Source organism: Corynebacterium sp. HMSC077D03 (assembly GCF_001808545.1).
GTDB lineage: Bacteria > Actinomycetota > Actinomycetes > Mycobacteriales > Mycobacteriaceae > Corynebacterium > Corynebacterium simulans.
Window position 1 is genome coordinate 17,417 of sequence record NZ_KV793708.1, and the last position, 14,875, is coordinate 32,291.

Annotated in this window: 11 protein-coding genes; 5 read left to right on the forward strand and 6 right to left on the reverse strand. The window is 62.0% G+C overall.

Features of this window, described 5'->3' with window-relative positions; all coding sequences use genetic code 11:
- Positions 1-8: 8 nt before the first annotated feature.
- Entirely contained in the window at positions 9-1,508 is a 1,500-nt protein-coding gene (gene purF, locus HMPREF2888_RS12130) for an amidophosphoribosyltransferase (protein ID WP_061924528.1), read from the reverse strand.
- 10 nt (positions 1,509-1,518) lie between these two features.
- Positions 1,519-1,923: a sterol carrier family protein gene (locus HMPREF2888_RS12135; protein ID WP_061924533.1), complete on the reverse strand. Its 405-nt coding sequence runs from the start codon at positions 1,921-1,923 to the stop codon at positions 1,519-1,521.
- Positions 1,924-1,957: 34 nt separating this feature from the next.
- On the opposite strand from HMPREF2888_RS12135, the gene HMPREF2888_RS12140 reads away from it, so the two are divergent.
- A complete protein-coding gene (locus HMPREF2888_RS12140) occupies positions 1,958-2,977 on the forward strand; it encodes an acyl-CoA thioesterase (RefSeq protein ID WP_062037303.1) in 1,020 nt (339 codons plus the stop codon).
- Here the strand turns inward: HMPREF2888_RS12140 and HMPREF2888_RS12145 are convergent.
- The gene (locus tag HMPREF2888_RS12145) at positions 2,974-3,891 is read right to left on the reverse strand and encodes a MaoC/PaaZ C-terminal domain-containing protein (RefSeq protein ID WP_070518875.1); all 918 of its coding nucleotides are present in this window, start codon (positions 3,889-3,891) and stop codon (positions 2,974-2,976) included. The two genes, HMPREF2888_RS12140 and HMPREF2888_RS12145, sit on opposite strands and share 4 nt — an antisense overlap.
- Complete coding sequence (locus HMPREF2888_RS12150) at positions 3,892-5,220, reverse strand: 3-oxoacyl-ACP reductase (protein WP_070432615.1); 1,329 nt, start codon at positions 5,218-5,220, stop codon at positions 3,892-3,894.
- A gap of 154 nt (positions 5,221-5,374) precedes the next feature.
- Here HMPREF2888_RS12150 and HMPREF2888_RS12155 point away from each other — a divergent pair, with 154 nt between their 5' ends.
- Both HMPREF2888_RS12155 and HMPREF2888_RS12160 read left to right on the forward strand, forming a co-directional pair.
- A complete protein-coding gene (locus HMPREF2888_RS12155) occupies positions 5,375-6,673 on the forward strand; it encodes an acetyl-CoA C-acetyltransferase (RefSeq protein WP_061924545.1) in 1,299 nt (432 codons plus the stop codon).
- Positions 6,674-6,730: 57 nt separating this feature from the next.
- Positions 6,731-8,824, forward strand: a complete 2,094-nt coding sequence (locus HMPREF2888_RS12160) for an acyl-CoA dehydrogenase family protein (RefSeq protein WP_061924547.1) — start codon at positions 6,731-6,733, stop codon at positions 8,822-8,824.
- A 22-nt stretch (positions 8,825-8,846) separates the two neighbouring features.
- On the opposite strand, the gene HMPREF2888_RS12165 is transcribed toward HMPREF2888_RS12160, so the two are convergent.
- Positions 8,847-9,581: a PAQR family membrane homeostasis protein TrhA gene (locus tag HMPREF2888_RS12165; protein ID WP_061924550.1), complete on the reverse strand. Its 735-nt coding sequence runs from the start codon at positions 9,579-9,581 to the stop codon at positions 8,847-8,849.
- A 94-nt stretch (positions 9,582-9,675) separates the two neighbouring features.
- Between HMPREF2888_RS12165 and HMPREF2888_RS13220 the strand changes: the two genes are divergently transcribed.
- Both HMPREF2888_RS13220 and HMPREF2888_RS12170 read left to right on the forward strand, forming a co-directional pair.
- Positions 9,676-9,810, forward strand: a complete 135-nt coding sequence (locus HMPREF2888_RS13220; RefSeq protein WP_256374965.1) for a hypothetical protein — start codon at positions 9,676-9,678, stop codon at positions 9,808-9,810.
- Positions 9,811-9,906: 96 nt separating this feature from the next.
- Entirely contained in the window at positions 9,907-10,944 is a 1,038-nt protein-coding gene (locus HMPREF2888_RS12170; protein ID WP_061924553.1) for an alpha/beta hydrolase, read from the forward strand.
- 210 nt (positions 10,945-11,154) lie between these two features.
- On the opposite strand, the gene HMPREF2888_RS12175 is transcribed toward HMPREF2888_RS12170, so the two are convergent.
- A complete protein-coding gene (locus tag HMPREF2888_RS12175; RefSeq protein ID WP_070518876.1) occupies positions 11,155-14,835 on the reverse strand; it encodes a phosphoribosylformylglycinamidine synthase in 3,681 nt (1,226 codons plus the stop codon).
- Between the last annotated feature and the right edge of the window lie 40 nt (positions 14,836-14,875).

Consider the following 14,875-nt stretch of genomic DNA (forward strand, 5'->3'; position numbering starts at 1 on the left):
CTTGTGTTTTAGGATTCTTCGCCGAGCAGGGAGCGCACGGCCTCAGCGTTCGGGTTGCCGGCCGGGAGGCCGAGTGGGTAGACACCGTCAAAGCAGGCGGTGCACAGCTCATGGTGAGGCTGCTGGGTCGCGGCGACCATCTCATCGATGGAGACGAAGCCGAGGGAGTCCGCACCGATGGCGTCACAGATAGTCTTGCAGACTACCTCTGGGTCATCCGACGGATTCGCATTCGCAATGAGCTCGCCCGGGGAGGCGAAGTCAATGCCATAGAAGCATGGCCACTTCACTGGCGGCGAAGCGATGCGCACGTGCACCTCCGCCGCGCCCGCCTCGCGCAGCATGCGAATCAGCGCGCGCTGGGTGTTGCCACGCACGATAGAGTCATCCACGACCACCAGGGACTTGCCCTCAATGACCTCGCGCAGCGGGTTCAGCTTCAGGCGAATGCCCAGCTGGCGCAGCGTCTGGGTGGGCTGAATGAAGGTGCGGCCAACGTACGCATTCTTCACCAGGCCGTGCGCGAAGGTGATTCCGGACTCGCGGGCATAGCCCACGGCCGCCGGGTTACCGGACTCAGGCACTGGAATGACTAGGTCCGCATCTGGGGCCGGGTATTGCCGCGCTAGGCGACGCCCGATTTCCACACGCGTCGCATTCACCGAACGGCCCTTGATGTCGGTGTCAGGACGTGCCAGGTAGACGTACTCGAAGACGCAACCGTGGTGAGTTGGCTCCGCGAACTTCTCCGAGCGGATGCCCGCCTCGTCGATGGAGATGAGCTCGCCCGGTTCAATCTCGCGGATGAACTGCGCGCCGACGATGTCGAGCGCACACGTCTCCGAAGCTACTACCCAGCCCTTTGGCAAACGGCCCAGCACCAGCGGGCGCACGCCGTGTGGGTCACGCGCAGCGTAGAGCGTGTGCCCATCGGTAAAGGTCAAGCAGAATGCGCCCTTCACACGCGGGAGCAGCGCACGAGCGGATTCGAAGATGCTGACGCTATCACTCACGCCGTCGGCAAGCAGCATGGACAAGCACATGGAATCGGAAACCGACTCTTGCTGCGGTGCAACCAGCCCGCGCTCTACTGCTTCCTCGCGCAGCTCCAAGTAGTTAACAAGGTTGCCATTATGGCCCAAGGCAATGTCGATGCCATTGGAGGTGGTGGCAAACATGGGCTGTACGTTGGCCCATTCCTTGCCGCCTGCGGTGGAGTACCGGGTATGCCCTACGGCGACGTTGCCTTGAAGAGAGGCCAGGATGGATTCATCGAAGATATTGGACACCAGGCCCATATCCTTGAATACGACAAGGCTGTCATCGTCACCGACTGCGATACCGGCGGCCTCCTGGCCGCGGTGCTGCAAGGCGAAGAGACCAAAGTAGGTCAGCTTCGAAACCTCTTCCCCCGGAGCCCAGACGCCAAAGACGCCGCATTCCTCGCGGGGTTCGGTCTCGTTGTGATCATCGAGATTGGTGATATGGGGAGTTCTTTCAGCTACCACGGCGCTAATCCTAGTCGTTGTGGGCAGTAGAAACTAACGGAATGACTGGCAGCCATCCTGCGATTTCGCCGGAGCGGGAGCCGGAAGCTTCGAGGCGAGCGGCGGAAACGGCTTCTTCCCAGCGGAGCAGGCCCGTGGCCAGCTGCAACCACGTCAATGGGTCCATCTCCACCACATTGGGTGGGGTACCCCTCGTATGGCGAGGACCTTCGATGCATTGAACTGCCACGAATGGGGGCACCCGCAGCTCCACGGAATGGCCCGGCGCGTCGACTTCGAGGGTGCGGGCGGTGCGACGGACGGCATCGGCAAGCAATGCCCTACCTGGTTTTTCCACCTCATCGGGGCGTTTTATCCAGTCTTGGACCGCCACCACGGCAGCGCGCGTGGCCGCTGGGTCTACCTTATTTTTCATGCGCTAATTCGGCCTCCCTGATAACTTTCTATGCATGTCACTAACCCTTCCGGAACAAGAGAATACTGAAACCGCGAAGTCGCCATCGATCACCCTCCGATTCATGGCGGCGCCCACGGATATGACCATCGCTGGTGCGCAGGGCATTGGCGGCGGCCGCGTCTTGGAGTGGATCGACAAGGCAGCGTATGCGTGCGCGGTCCAGTGGTCCGGTGCCTACTGCGTTACCGCCTATGTGGGCCACATCCATTTCACTCGCCCGATTCCTTCCGGGCACTTGGTGGAGGTGCGCTCGCGAATCGCCATGACAGGCCGTTCTTCGATGCACATCGTCAACGAAGTCCTTTCCGCAGACCCACGCGATGGCATCTTCACGCGCGCTTGCGATTGCTTGGTTATTTTCGTGGCGAAGGATCCGGAAACGGGTAAATCCACCCCTGTGCCACCGTTTGAGCCGACTTCCGACGACCAACGTCGTGTCTGGGAGGCGGCCGAGTCCCGCATCGAGCTGCGCCGAGCCATCGAGGATGAGATGGAAAAGCAGACTTATGACGGGCCTTCCGACGCCCCGCGCATGATCAACCGCTTCCTAGCAAAGCCGACCGACGTCAATTGGGGCGGCAAGGTCCACGGCGGCACCGCCATGGAGTGGATCGATGAGGCGGGCGCGGCCTGCACCATGGAGTGGTCGGGCGAGCACACCGTGGCCGTTTATGCCGGCGGTATTCGCTTTTACCAGCCGATTGCCATCGGTGACCTCATCGAGGTGGATGCCCGTATGATGCGCACCGATGCGCGCTCCATGCAGATGTCCATCCACGTCCGCTCTGGCAACCCGCGCGGTGGACGCCAGAATCTGGAGACTGCCATCCACGCCACGGTTTCTTATATGGCGATGGACGCCGACTGGCAGCCGATGGCAGCCCGTCAGTTCACGCCGAAGACGGCAGAGGACAAGGCGCTGTGGGAGCACGCCGGCATCCTGCGCGAGCTGCGCGGAAAGTACTCCCCGAAGCCACTGGTTGTGGCTCCGCAGCACCAGCACTTGGATTAGTGCGCTGGCTCCACGTTGACGGCAACGTGGAGCTTTTCAACGTTTTTGGCTTGGCGCAGCTGCGCGTTCCAACCGGAGCCTTCTTTTTGTTTAAAAAGCGCCGTGGTGGCCGGCAATATGACCGGCTTGTAGAAGTCTGCTTGCACGCGCACTGCATCGGGCAGGCGCCCCTCAAACGCAGTGAGCATCTTGGCGTGGGTGAACATGCCATGGGCAATCGTGTTCGGAAAACCAAAGGCCTTCGCGCCCAGCCGGGAGGTGTGAATGGGGTTCTTATCCCCGGAAGCGGCCGCGTAGGTCTTTACGGCTTCCGGGCTAAAACGCAGCGTCGCAATAGCCGTTACCCCCAGCGCGGGCTTTTCCGGCTGCGGCAGGAAGCGGGCGGCCTCTGGCCTTACCTGCACATCTGCCGGGGTGGAGGAAGAAAAGTGCGCTTTTGGCCCCAGGAATGCGGAGGTTTGCTGCCAGACCAAGATGCCTTCTACATAGATGGAGGTAATCATGTCGAGCACCAGCCCCTTGCGGTGGCTGCGCAGGTTCTCCGCGTGGACGTCGATGGTAAAAGCATCTTCCACGTGCAAAGGGCGGAATTGTTCAATCTTGTTTGAAAGATGAACAATGCCCATGGCGGGGAAAGGAAAACCCGGCGAGTCCATGACTTTGACCGCTAGCGGGAAGGCCAGCGCATAAGGGTAGGTAACCGGAACCTCGTTGCCCAGGCGGAAACCCACTGCTTGGCAATAAGCAGCAAGATGCTCCGGATCAATGTATACACCTTCTACCCGGTAGGCAATTGGTGGGTCATCGATAACGCGTTTTCCCGCAACACCGGGCAGCGCCTTTATCACCTGCTTGCGGTAAAGCTTGGAAAGCTGCGGAATCTCTTTCAGGTTCTGCACATTGCGGTCTAGCATTTACGCTCCCATCATGTTCTGGCCGCACACGCGCACGGTGTTACCTGTGACCGCCGCGGAGGCCGGGGCGGCGAAGTAGGCGACGGTCTCGGCGACGTCAACTGGCAAGCCGCCCTGCTGCAGGGAATTGATGCGGCGGCCAATCTCACGTGGGCCGGTGGGCATGGCTGCGGTCATGGCAGTTTCGATAAATCCCGGCGCCACCGCGTTGATGGTGGAACCGTTGTCTGCCAGTACCGGGGTGAGGGCATCAACCAGCCCAATGATGCCGGCCTTGGTGGTGGCGTAATTGGTCTGGCCACGGTTGCCGGAGATTCCCGCCATGGAAGACACGCCCACCACCGCTGCCCCGGCTGCAAGATCTCCGCTATCCAGCAGCGCCTCGGTGATACGCACTGGAGCTATGAGGTTAACGGCGAGGACGGCGTCCCACTGCCCCTCGTTCATATTTGCCAGCAGCTTGTCACGGGTAATGCCGGCATTGTGGACGATGACGTCGATGGGGCGGCCATAGTGGCGCTGCGCATGCTTTGCGATGATCGCGGCAGCACCCGGGTCAGTAACGTCCAGCGGTAGCGCGGTGCCCTTGACCTTGTTTGCCGTTTTGCTGAGGTGCTCACTCGCGACGGGGACGTCGATACAGATGACTTGCGCGCCATCGCGAGCCAGCACCTCCGCGATAGTGGCGCCGATGCCCCGGGCTGCGCCGGTGACCACGGCGAGACGGTCTTGAGAAGGCGCCTGCCAGTCTGCGTCCGCCTCGGCGGTAGCGGCCTTCACGCGCACCACCTGGCCGTCTACGAACGCTGACTTACCGGAGAGGAAGAAGCGCACCGTGGATTCGATTTCCGCCGTGGCGCCGGGTTCGACCCAAATGAGGTTCACGGTACCGCCTTTGCGCATCTCCTTAGCCAGCGAACGCGTGAAGCCCTCGAGGGCGCGGGCGGCAATGCGGGCATCGATGGTCGCAGTTTTCTCCGGGGTGGTGCCGATGACCAGCAAGCGTGCATTCGGTGCGAGGTTGCGCAGCTGCGGATGGAAGAAATCGTAGAGCTCTCGCAGCTGCTCTGGCTCCTCGATTCCGGTGGCGTCGAATACCAGCGCACCCCGCCCAGTTTCCGCCTCCACCGAAAGCAGCTGATAGTCCACTGCGAGCGCAGTGGAAAGGAAGTGGGCGATGCGGCCCGCTCCTGCAGAATCAATGACCACTGGGGCGCCTAAAGCCGGCTCCCCGGGGGTGAAGCGGCGCAGCGGATAGCCCTGCGGCACGCCCGCCTTCGCGGCCACTGGAGAGTTGATTAGTTTCTCGGCGAAATTGAGTTTGGGCATTCGAAATCCTTCCTTTAACAAGGTTGCAAGCCTTTTTGTAAGAGGTTGCAAGGTTAGTTAATTGAGTGATACAACTAACACTATCATTCGGAATGTGATTTAGGACATTCCAGTGAAAACTTTTCCACCTCTGGTTTCCCAGCAAGGAGTCGCAATGACCAGCAGTTCGCCCCGCGTCGCAATCTTGGGCGGCAACCGCATTCCGTTTGCCCGTTCCAACAAGGAATACGCGCACGCCTCCAATCAAGACATGCTCACCAGCGCCCTCGACGGACTCGTCGCGCGCTTCGGCCTGCACGAGGAACGGGTAGGGCTCGTAGCAGCAGGCGCGGTACTCAAGCACTCGCGAGACTTCAACCTCACCCGCGAGGTAGTCCTTGGCTCGGCGCTTACTTCTACTACCCCGGCGCTCGACATGCAGCAGGCCTGCTGCACCTCTTTGGCCGCCGCCATCCATGTTGGTGACGCCATTGCCCGCGGCCGCATCGAATCCGGCATCGCCGGCGGCACGGATACCACCTCAGACGCCCCGCTTGCCGTAAACGATTCCCTGCGGCGCACCCTCATCGGACTCAGCCGCGCAAAGACTCTTTCCCAACGTGCAAAGCTCATCGGCTCAATTCGCCCCGCCCAGCTCGCGCCCGAGCAGCCCCAAAACGGCGAGCCGCGCACGGGGCTTTCCATGGGCGACCACGCGGCTATCACGGCCCGCAAAATGGGCGTAAGCCGCGCCGCCCAGGACGAGCTCGCGCTCGCTTCTCACCAGAAGCTTCATCAGGCCTGGGAGGAAGGTTTCTTTAACGACCTCAGCACCGGCTTCATGGGTGTTAACCGCGATACCAACCTCCGTCCTGACTCCACGCCAGAAAAGCTCGGCCAGCTAAAGCCAGTCTTTGGAAAGCGCGATGCCGAGCAGCACGGCACCCAGGCCACAATGACCGCCGGCAATTCGACGCCGCTTACCGACGGCGCGGCAGTCACCCTCCTGGGCAGCGAATCCTGGGCCGCAAGCCATAACCTCGAGCCGCTCGCCTACCTAGTTGATTCCGAGACCGCCGCAGTGGACTTCCTGCACGGCGGAGACGGCCTTCTCATGGCGCCGACCTATGCGGTGCCGCGTCTCCTCGAGCGCAACAACCTCACCCTGCAAGATTTCGACTTCTACGAAATCCACGAAGCCTTCGCCTCGCAAGTCCTTGCCACCTTGAATGCGTGGGAGGACGAGACTTACTGCTGCGAGCGCCTCGGCCTGCCCGGCGCGCTCGGCCCCATCGACCGCAGCAAGCTCAATGTCAAGGGTTCTTCGTTGGCTGCCGGCCACCCCTTCGCGGCCACCGGGGCGCGCATCCTCGCCACCGCCGCGAAGGTCCTGCAGGAAGCAGGCGGCGGCCGCGCTCTTATCTCCATCTGTGCCGCCGGCGGCCAAGGCGTGGCCGCCATCATCGAACGCTAACCCGCACCCCAAAAAATCCCCGGCTGCCAAAAGCAGCCGCCCAAAGAAGGAAAAATCATGGCACTCCTCAAGACTCAAAGCAAGGATTCCAGCGCTGCTTCCACCACCGAGGCAAACCGCGCAAATCTTCGTTCCACCACCGCCCAAGCAGAGCCGCGCAGCCCGCGCCGCCTGCCCAAGACACCGAAGCCATCCGTAGCTACCGAGCTGGGCAACCTACTCGATGGCCCACACGCCGCTTTCCGTCAGGAGCTACGCGAGTTCATCAATGATCCGGAGCTCTTCCCGCATCCAGATCTCTCCGTCGCCGAGCAGCGCGCACATACCTTCAACAATCTCGCTAAGGTGCGCGACTTCGGCGGTTTCCAAAAAGGTCTGCGCCGCGACAATGGCGGGCCCGGCAAACCGATTCTTTCCACTTTCACGCTAGAAGGCCTAGCCTGGGTCGACGGCTCGCTCGCCATCAAGTCCGGCGTGCAGTGGGGACTGTGGGGCGGCGCCCTCGACCAGCTCGGTACCGAGCGCCACATCGAGTGGATTCAAAAGGCCGCATCCCTGGAACTACCCGGCTGCTTCGCTATGACCGAGCGCGGCCACGGCTCCGATGTGCAATCTCTTGAGACCACGGCGAACTACGACCCAGAAACTGATGAATTCATCATCAATACCCCGAGTGATACCGCGGTGAAGAACTACATTGGCAACGCCGCCCAGGACGGCCGTGCCGCCGTCGTGTTCACGCAGCTTATGACCCCAGAAAGCGATGGCCGCACCCACGGCGTGCACGCCATCATCGTTCCGATTCGTGACGAGCAAGGCAACGCCCTGCCGGGCATCACCTTGGGCGATCACGGCCACAAAGGTGGACTCTTGGGCGTCGATAATGGCACGCTCCGCTTCGACAACGTGCGCGTACCGCGTGTAAACCTGCTTAACCGCTTCGCAGACGTCGATGAAAAAGGCAGGTATTCCTCGCCGATTGAAAACCCCAACGCCCGCTTCTTCACCATGCTCGGCACGCTGATCCGCGGGCGCATGGGCGTGGCTGGTGCCGCGGGCGCCGCCACGGAGGCCTCGCTGGACATCGCGGTGCGCTACGCCAACCGACGCCGCCAATTCGAAGGCGCAACCGGCGCCGAAAAGCACCTTATCGATCACCGCCAGCACCGCCGCCGCCTGCTCATCCCGCTGGCGCGCTCTTATGCGCTGCACCTGCTACACAACCAAATTCTGGAGCGCTACCAGGAGATGAATGACAGCCAGGAGGCAGGCTCGTGGTCCGTGACCACTCCCACCGAGGAGCAAAAGTATGCCTCCCGCGAGATGGAGTCTTTGGCCGGCGCGATTAAAGCCGCACAGACCCAGCACGCCATCCGCACGATTCAGGAATGCCGTGAAGCCTGCGGCGGCGCGGGCTATATGTCAGAAAACCGCCTGACCACCTACCGCGCCGACTCCGATGTCTTCGCCACCTTTGAAGGCGATAACACCGTGCTGATTCAGATGGTAGGCAAGAACCTGCTCACCGCCTACGGCCGCGCGATGAATGACATGTCTCCATGGGATACCGTGCGCTATGCCGCGACGACCGCCACTGAAGTCGTGCGCCGCCGCACTGGTTTCACCACGCGTCTGCAGGGGCTGGTGGACCTGGTCAATCCGAACGAGGCATCGCTTTTCGACGCCGTCTACCAAGCCAAGCTCATCGACGACCGTGCCCAGTCCGTCCTGCTTTCTCTCGTTCATCGTATCCAGCCGGCCCGCAAGGCCGACAAGGTGCAGGCAGCCGCCATCGTGGACCAATGCCAGGATCACCTCATCGCGGCAGGCTGGGCCCGTGTAGATACGCTGCTGGTCCAAGCGATGATTGAGGCGGAAGACCGCCTGGAGGTAGGGTCCCTCGCACGCCAGGTCTTCGAGCAGCTACGTCACCTGTTCGTGCTGTCCACGCTGGTCGAGCACGCGGGCTGGTATCAGGAGCACAACTTGCTTCCGGCCGGCCGTATGAAGGCCGCCCGCGCTGCAATCAATGATCTGGTGGATTCTTTGGCACCGTGGTCCGTGGTTCTGGTTGACGCATTCGGCCTGCCTTCCGAGGTATCCAACATCCCGATGCTCACCGAAGCCGGCGTGGACCCGCTGCGCGATTAGGCGCCTGTCCCCATTTGAACGCCTAGGCCGCCACGACCATCCAAATGGCCACCATGTGCACAACCGCAGCCGCGATAGTCGCGCTGTGGAAGTGCTCGTGGTAGCCATACCACCGGGCGTTGCGGCCCGGCCATTTGAAGCCATAGGCCAAAGCGCCTAGCGAATAGATCACTCCGCCGGCAAAAAGCAGCCACACAACTGCGGCGCCGGCTGCACCCCACAGGGTGGGAATGAGTGGGACCACCAACCATCCCAGTGCCAGATAGACCACCACATCGAGCCAGCGTGGATGGTCTATCCACAACAGATTCAGGATGACACCCAAGATTGCCCCAGCCCAAGCAATAGCCAGCATGAGCGATGCCTGCTTCACGTCTAAGACGATGGCACACAGCGGCGTATACGTCGCCGCAATAAAGACAGCGATGGTTGCGTGATCCGCCCGACGCCACCAACGCACTGCCCGCAAGCTCGGCCATGGCCAACGGTGATAAAGGGCGGACACGCCAAACAAGCCCACTACGCCGACGCCGTAGACGGTAACGGCTAGCGCGTGCCACCAGGGCAGCGTCATCCAGGAATAGGTAATCAGCACAGTAGATGCGATCACCGAGCAAATCGCGGCAAAGAAGTGGCCCCAGCCGCGAGTGAGGGGGCGTGGGCCACGGTCAGCGATGAAATAGCGCCGCTCGACGAGCCCCTCAGGTGGCGCCTGCTCCACCCCTTCTAATAGCGCAGTGTTTTCCTTGTTAGCCATCACCAGGTAGCCGCCTCACTTCGGAGAAAACTTACGTTGCCGTAACTATACGGCGCCCGCCCGACGCTTTCAAGGAAATACCCACTATTTTGTTATGCGTATTAAATTTTGCACCGGCGCCAAAATCGGCGAGGCCTGGCCGGATTCGACCGACTACGAAAACTTCTTCGAAGCGCAGCTGTACAAGGCCTGGGAGACGACGCTCGGTCCAGCGCCCGGCGTCGAATAGCGCGTGCCACTTTAGTCACAGTAGTTGAATCTTTTTTCAACTTTCCCTGGGAAGTACTTATACAAGCTGAAAAATCCTTGTACACTTGCTCCCACTATGACTTCCACACGCTCCATTGGAACCCTGCTCAAGTCCGTCGCCGCCGCCGGCGCCCTCGCGCTGGCTGTCGGCTCAACCACCACCCCTGCCATGGCTCAGTCGAGCCACCTAGAGAAGGTCTCCTCGCGCGTGACCAACCCGCAGCCTTGGCTGGGTGACCAGGCCAAGATCGTGGGCAAACGCCACATCAACGGCAACCACTGGGTCGTCGACGTGTGGTCTCCTGCCAACCGCGAAATCATCACCAACAACGTGCTGCTGCCGGGCGGCGACCAACCGCGCCCGAGCTTCTATCTCCTGCCTGGCATCCAGGGCGGCCAGGAGGGCATGAACTGGATGACGCATACCGACGTCGGACCATGGTTCGCGGATAAAAACGTCAACGTAGTCATGCCGCTTGGCGGCCCATACTCGCTGTACACGGACTGGAACCAGGCCGACCCAATCCTGGGCGTAAACAAGTGGAACACCTACATGACCCAGGAGCTTCCGCCGCTTATCGACGCCGAGTTCCACGGCACCGGCCGCGATGCCATCGGCGGCCTCTCCTCCACCGGTGCGGCGGCGCTCGATATCGCGGCGCATGCGCCACAGCGTTTCAAGGCGGCCGCTTCCTACTCCGGCTGCCCAGTGCGCTCTGATCCGACGGGCGTTCTGACCTCGACGGCAATGATGGCTTACGGCGGCGGCTCCTCTTTCAACGCGTGGGGTCTGCCGGGCTCGCCGCAGTGGGCGGACCATGACCCGAACTTCAATCCGGGTCGCCTGCGCGGTGTAGATGTCTTCGTGGCTTCTGCATCCGGCAACCCGGGTCCGATTGATGGCAACAACATCAACCCGGTGACCAACGTTGGCCCGCGTGCAGTTGAGGTGATTGCCAACCAGTGCACCGAGACCTTCACGCACAACGCGCGCCGCGCCGGCGTGAACGTTAACCGCTACTACAGCGAGCAGGGTTCGCACTCCTTCGGGCTCTTTGCACACGAGATGAAGGTCAGCTGGGCGCAGACCATCGCACGCGCAATCGGCGCTTAAGTCACGGCGCTCACGCGATTTCTCCTGGGCATCACGAACTCCATTCGCTCTGAGGCTTCCACCCCGGTTGGGTCCCCGTCTTTGGGTCCCATTGGTTGGGTCCTATTGCGAGTGGAGTTTTGTGTTTTGGGGTAAAAAGGCTCCCTTTGCTAGCAAAGGGAGCCAAGGAATGGGACCCAACCAGGGGGACCCAACCAGCCGGGCTCGGAACTACTTGCGGAAGTACTCTGCCGCAGACTCGAAGAGCTTCATATCGTACTCGCCCGGCACGTTCTTGTAGGTAGATGCCGAGATGCGTTCAGAGTGGCCCATCTTGCCTAGGACGCGGCCATCCTCGGACATGATGCCCTCAAGGGCGAAGAGGCCGCCGTTCGGGTTAACGGAGATATCCATCAGCGGGTTACCAGCAACGTCGACATACTGGGTGACGGCAGCTGCCTTTAGACGCTCCCACTCGGACTCACCAGCAGTGATGCGGCCCTCGCCGTGAGAAATCGGGACGGTGAAGACGTCGCCCTCGTTAATCTTGGACAGCCACGGCGATGCGTTATTGACCACGCGCACACGCGAAATACGCGACTGGTGGCGACCAATCGTGTTGAAGGTCAGCGTCGGGGTCTCAGTGCCCGGCTCAGAAATCTTGCCGAACGGCACCAAGCCCAGCTTGATCAGCGCCTGGAAGCCATTGCAGATGCCGAGGACCAGGCCACCGCGCTCGTCGAGAAGCCCCTGCACACCCGCGGTGAGCGATGGGTTACGCAGGAAGGACGTGATGAACTTCGCGGAACCGTCCGGCTCGTCGCCACCAGAGAAGCCGCCCGGCAGGAAGAGCATCTGGGAGCGATCCAAAGCCGCGGCCATGCGGTCGACGGACTCAACAATGTCCTCCGGGGTGCGGTTGCGCACCACGAGGATCTCCGGCTCGATGCCAGCGCGACGCAGCGCGCGGGCGGAGTCGTACTCGCAGTTGGTACCCGGGAAGACCGGGATGAGAGCGGAAGCCTTGGCGCCGCCGTGGGTCGGAGTGATGGTCGGTGCCTCAGATGCGGAGACCGAAGAAGTGGCGTCTGCCAGGGAAACCGAACCAGTCTGCTCAACGAAGCTCGGGTAGATCTCTACGAGAGTGCCCAGGTAGGCGGCCTCAGCGTCGGCAAAGGAAACCTCGGTGCCGCGGTAGGTGAAGCCGCCCTCGGCGGTCTCACCAATAACCGAGCCCGCGGTTGGCTCCTCGCCGTCTGCCCACTCCAGGACGAAGGCGCCGTAGGCGTAGTCGTAGAGCGGGGCGTCGTCAGTAAAGGCGAAGCCGATGCCCTCGCCCAAGCCCATCTTCAGCACGGACTCGGCAGGGCCGCCGAAGCCCGGGGTGTAAGCGGAGATGACCTTGCCGGAGCGCAGCAGCTCCGTCACGGTGCGGAAGTTGGCAACCAGGGAATCTGGGGTGGGCAGGCCGGCCAGCGCAGTATCCTCTGCGCCAGCGATCTCCGGCTGGAAGAGCGTGACCTTGTGGCCCGCTGCCTTGAAGTAGTTCGGCACCATGTGCGTGGCATCGTCGTGGCTGACGGCAACCGAGATGACCGTCGGCGGGACGCTGAGCTCCTCGAAGGTGCCGGACATGGAGTCCTTGCCGCCAATCGCGGCGACGCCGAGTCCAAGCTGGGCCTTGATGGTGCCCAGCAGCGCGGCAGCCGGCTTGCCCCACGCCGCAGCGGAGTCCATGCGCTCGAAGTACTCCTGGAAAGACAAGTAGGTCTCGTCGAAGGAGGCGCCGGTAGCAATCAGCTTAGACACCGACTCCACCACCGCGAGGTAGGCCCCGTGGAACGGGCTGGCCTCAGTGACGTATGGGTTGTAGCCCCAGGACATCACGGAGCAGTTGGTGGTCTCTCCCAGCGCCGGCAGGGTGTGTGCCGTGGCCTGGATCGGGGTGGCCTGGCGGGTGCCGCCGAAAGGCATCAGCACGGTGCCGGCACCGACGGTGGAGTCGAAGCGCTCAGACAGGCCCTGCTTGGAAGCCACGTTGAGGTCGGAGGCCATGCCGAGGAAAGACGCGTTGAAGTCCTCCCGGCGTGCCCACTCGCGGGCCGCGCCGCGCCAATCAGCGGCGGGGGCAACCTCGACGTCGACGTGCTTGTCGGCGCCGTTGGTGTTTAGGAATTCGCGGGAAAGGTCAACGATGGTGTTGCCGCGCCAATGCATGCGCATGCGGCCCGAGTCAGTGACCTCCGCAACGACCACGGCGTTGAGGTTCTCCTCGTTAGCCAGCGCGATCAGCTTGTCGAGGTCGCCTGCCTCAACGACGGTGGCCATGCGCTCCTGGGATTCGGACAGAGCCAGCTCGGTGCCGTTCAGGCCCTCGTACTTCTTCGGGACCGCATCGAGGTTGATCTCCAGCGAATCCGCCAGCTCGCCCACTGCGACGGCGACGCCGCCGGCGCCGAAGTCATTACAGCGCTTGATGAGCTTGGAAAACTCCGGGTTGCGGAACAGGCGCTGGAGCTTGCGCTCCTCCGGCGCGTTACCCTTCTGCACCTCCGCGCCCGCGGTGGTCAGCGACTCCACGGTGTGCGACTTGGAGGAACCAGTAGCGCCACCGATACCGTCACGGCCCGTTGCACCGCCGACGAGCACCACGAGGTCACCCGCCGCCGGAACTTCGCGACGCACGTTCGCCGCCGGTGCGCCCGCCACTACCGCACCCATTTCGAGGTGCTTGGCGACGTATCCCGGGTGATAGACCTCATCAACCAGGCCGGTAGCCAAGCCAATCTGGTTGCCGTAGGAGGAATTGCCGGCAGCTGCCACGCGGGCAATGGTCTTCTGCGGCAGCTTGCCTGCGCGAGTGGTGGTCTCCAGCGGGTTACCGGAGCCGGAGATGCGCATCGCGCCGTAGACATAACCGCGGCCAGACAGTGGGTCACGGATTGCGCCACCGATGCAGGTAGCAGCGCCGCCAAAAGGCTCGATTTCGGTTGGGTGGTTGTGGGTCTCGTTCTTAAACAGCAGCAGCCACGGCTCTTCCTTGCCATCCACGGTGATGGTGACATGAACGGTGCAGGCGTTGATCTCCTCGGAGACGTCCATGGCGTCGAGCTTGCCCGTGGCACGCAGCACCTTACCAGCGATGGTGCCCATGTCCATCAAAGTCACCGGCTTAGCGCGGCCGATGGACTCGCGGGCTGCGAGGTAGTCCTGGTAAGCGGCCTCAACGGTCGGCTCATTGAAGGTAATGGAATCGAGGACGGTCTCGAAGGTGGTGTGGCGGCAGTGGTCGGACCAGTAGGTATCAATCACCTTGAGCTCGGTGATGGTGGGTTCGCGGTCTTCGGAAGCAAAGTAGTTACGAATCAAGGTGGCGTCGTCCGCGTCCATGGCCAAGCCGTGGGAGGCAACGAACTCGGGAAGGGCGGCGTCGGAAAGCGCAGTGAAACCCTCAAGGGTCTCTACGTCTGCGGGGGTATCGACGTGCAATGCCAAAGTCTCCGGCAGCTCCAGCGCTGCTTCACGGGACTCGACGGGGTTAATCAGATCCTTGCGCATGGCGGCAGGAATCTCACCATCTACCGCATAGACCACCGCGGTGCGTACGCGGGGGCGCTCCTTTTCAAAGAGGAACTGAATGCACTGTGCCGCGGAATCGGCGCGCTGATCAAACTGGCCTGGAAGCGGTTCAACGGCGAGAACCCCGCCTGCAACTCCAGCCTCGTCCAGCGTGGAAAAAGTAGTGTCTACCTGCGGTTCTGAAAGAACCAACTTGACCGCGGTAGCAAATTCGGAATCGGTGGTGCCCTCTACGTCGTAGCGATTGAGCACGCGCACGTTGACGCCGTACTCCTTCGATAATGCAGCGGCATGCCCGCCCTCGCGATTTTCCACATACACGCGCTGAACCATCGTGCCTCCAGTTTCATTCAGCTCAAGTTTTAACTCGGTA

Coding starts and splice junctions, on each gene's coding strand:
- HMPREF2888_RS12135 (WP_061924533.1), bottom strand. CDS start 1,923: ATGAAAAATAAGGTAGACCCAGCGGCCACGCGCGCTGCCGTGGTGGCG.
- HMPREF2888_RS12140 (WP_062037303.1), top strand. CDS start 1,958: ATGTCACTAACCCTTCCGGAACAAGAGAATACTGAAACCGCGAAGTCG.
- HMPREF2888_RS12145 (WP_070518875.1), bottom strand. CDS start 3,891: ATGCTAGACCGCAATGTGCAGAACCTGAAAGAGATTCCGCAGCTTTCC.
- HMPREF2888_RS12150 (WP_070432615.1), bottom strand. CDS start 5,220: ATGCCCAAACTCAATTTCGCCGAGAAACTAATCAACTCTCCAGTGGCC.
- HMPREF2888_RS12155 (WP_061924545.1), top strand. CDS start 5,375: ATGACCAGCAGTTCGCCCCGCGTCGCAATCTTGGGCGGCAACCGCATT.
- HMPREF2888_RS12160 (WP_061924547.1), top strand. CDS start 6,731: ATGGCACTCCTCAAGACTCAAAGCAAGGATTCCAGCGCTGCTTCCACC.
- HMPREF2888_RS12165 (WP_061924550.1), bottom strand. CDS start 9,581: ATGGCTAACAAGGAAAACACTGCGCTATTAGAAGGGGTGGAGCAGGCG.
- HMPREF2888_RS13220 (WP_256374965.1), top strand. CDS start 9,676: ATGCGTATTAAATTTTGCACCGGCGCCAAAATCGGCGAGGCCTGGCCG.
- HMPREF2888_RS12170 (WP_061924553.1), top strand. CDS start 9,907: ATGACTTCCACACGCTCCATTGGAACCCTGCTCAAGTCCGTCGCCGCC.
- HMPREF2888_RS12175 (WP_070518876.1), bottom strand. CDS start 14,835: ATGGTTCAGCGCGTGTATGTGGAAAATCGCGAGGGCGGGCATGCCGCT.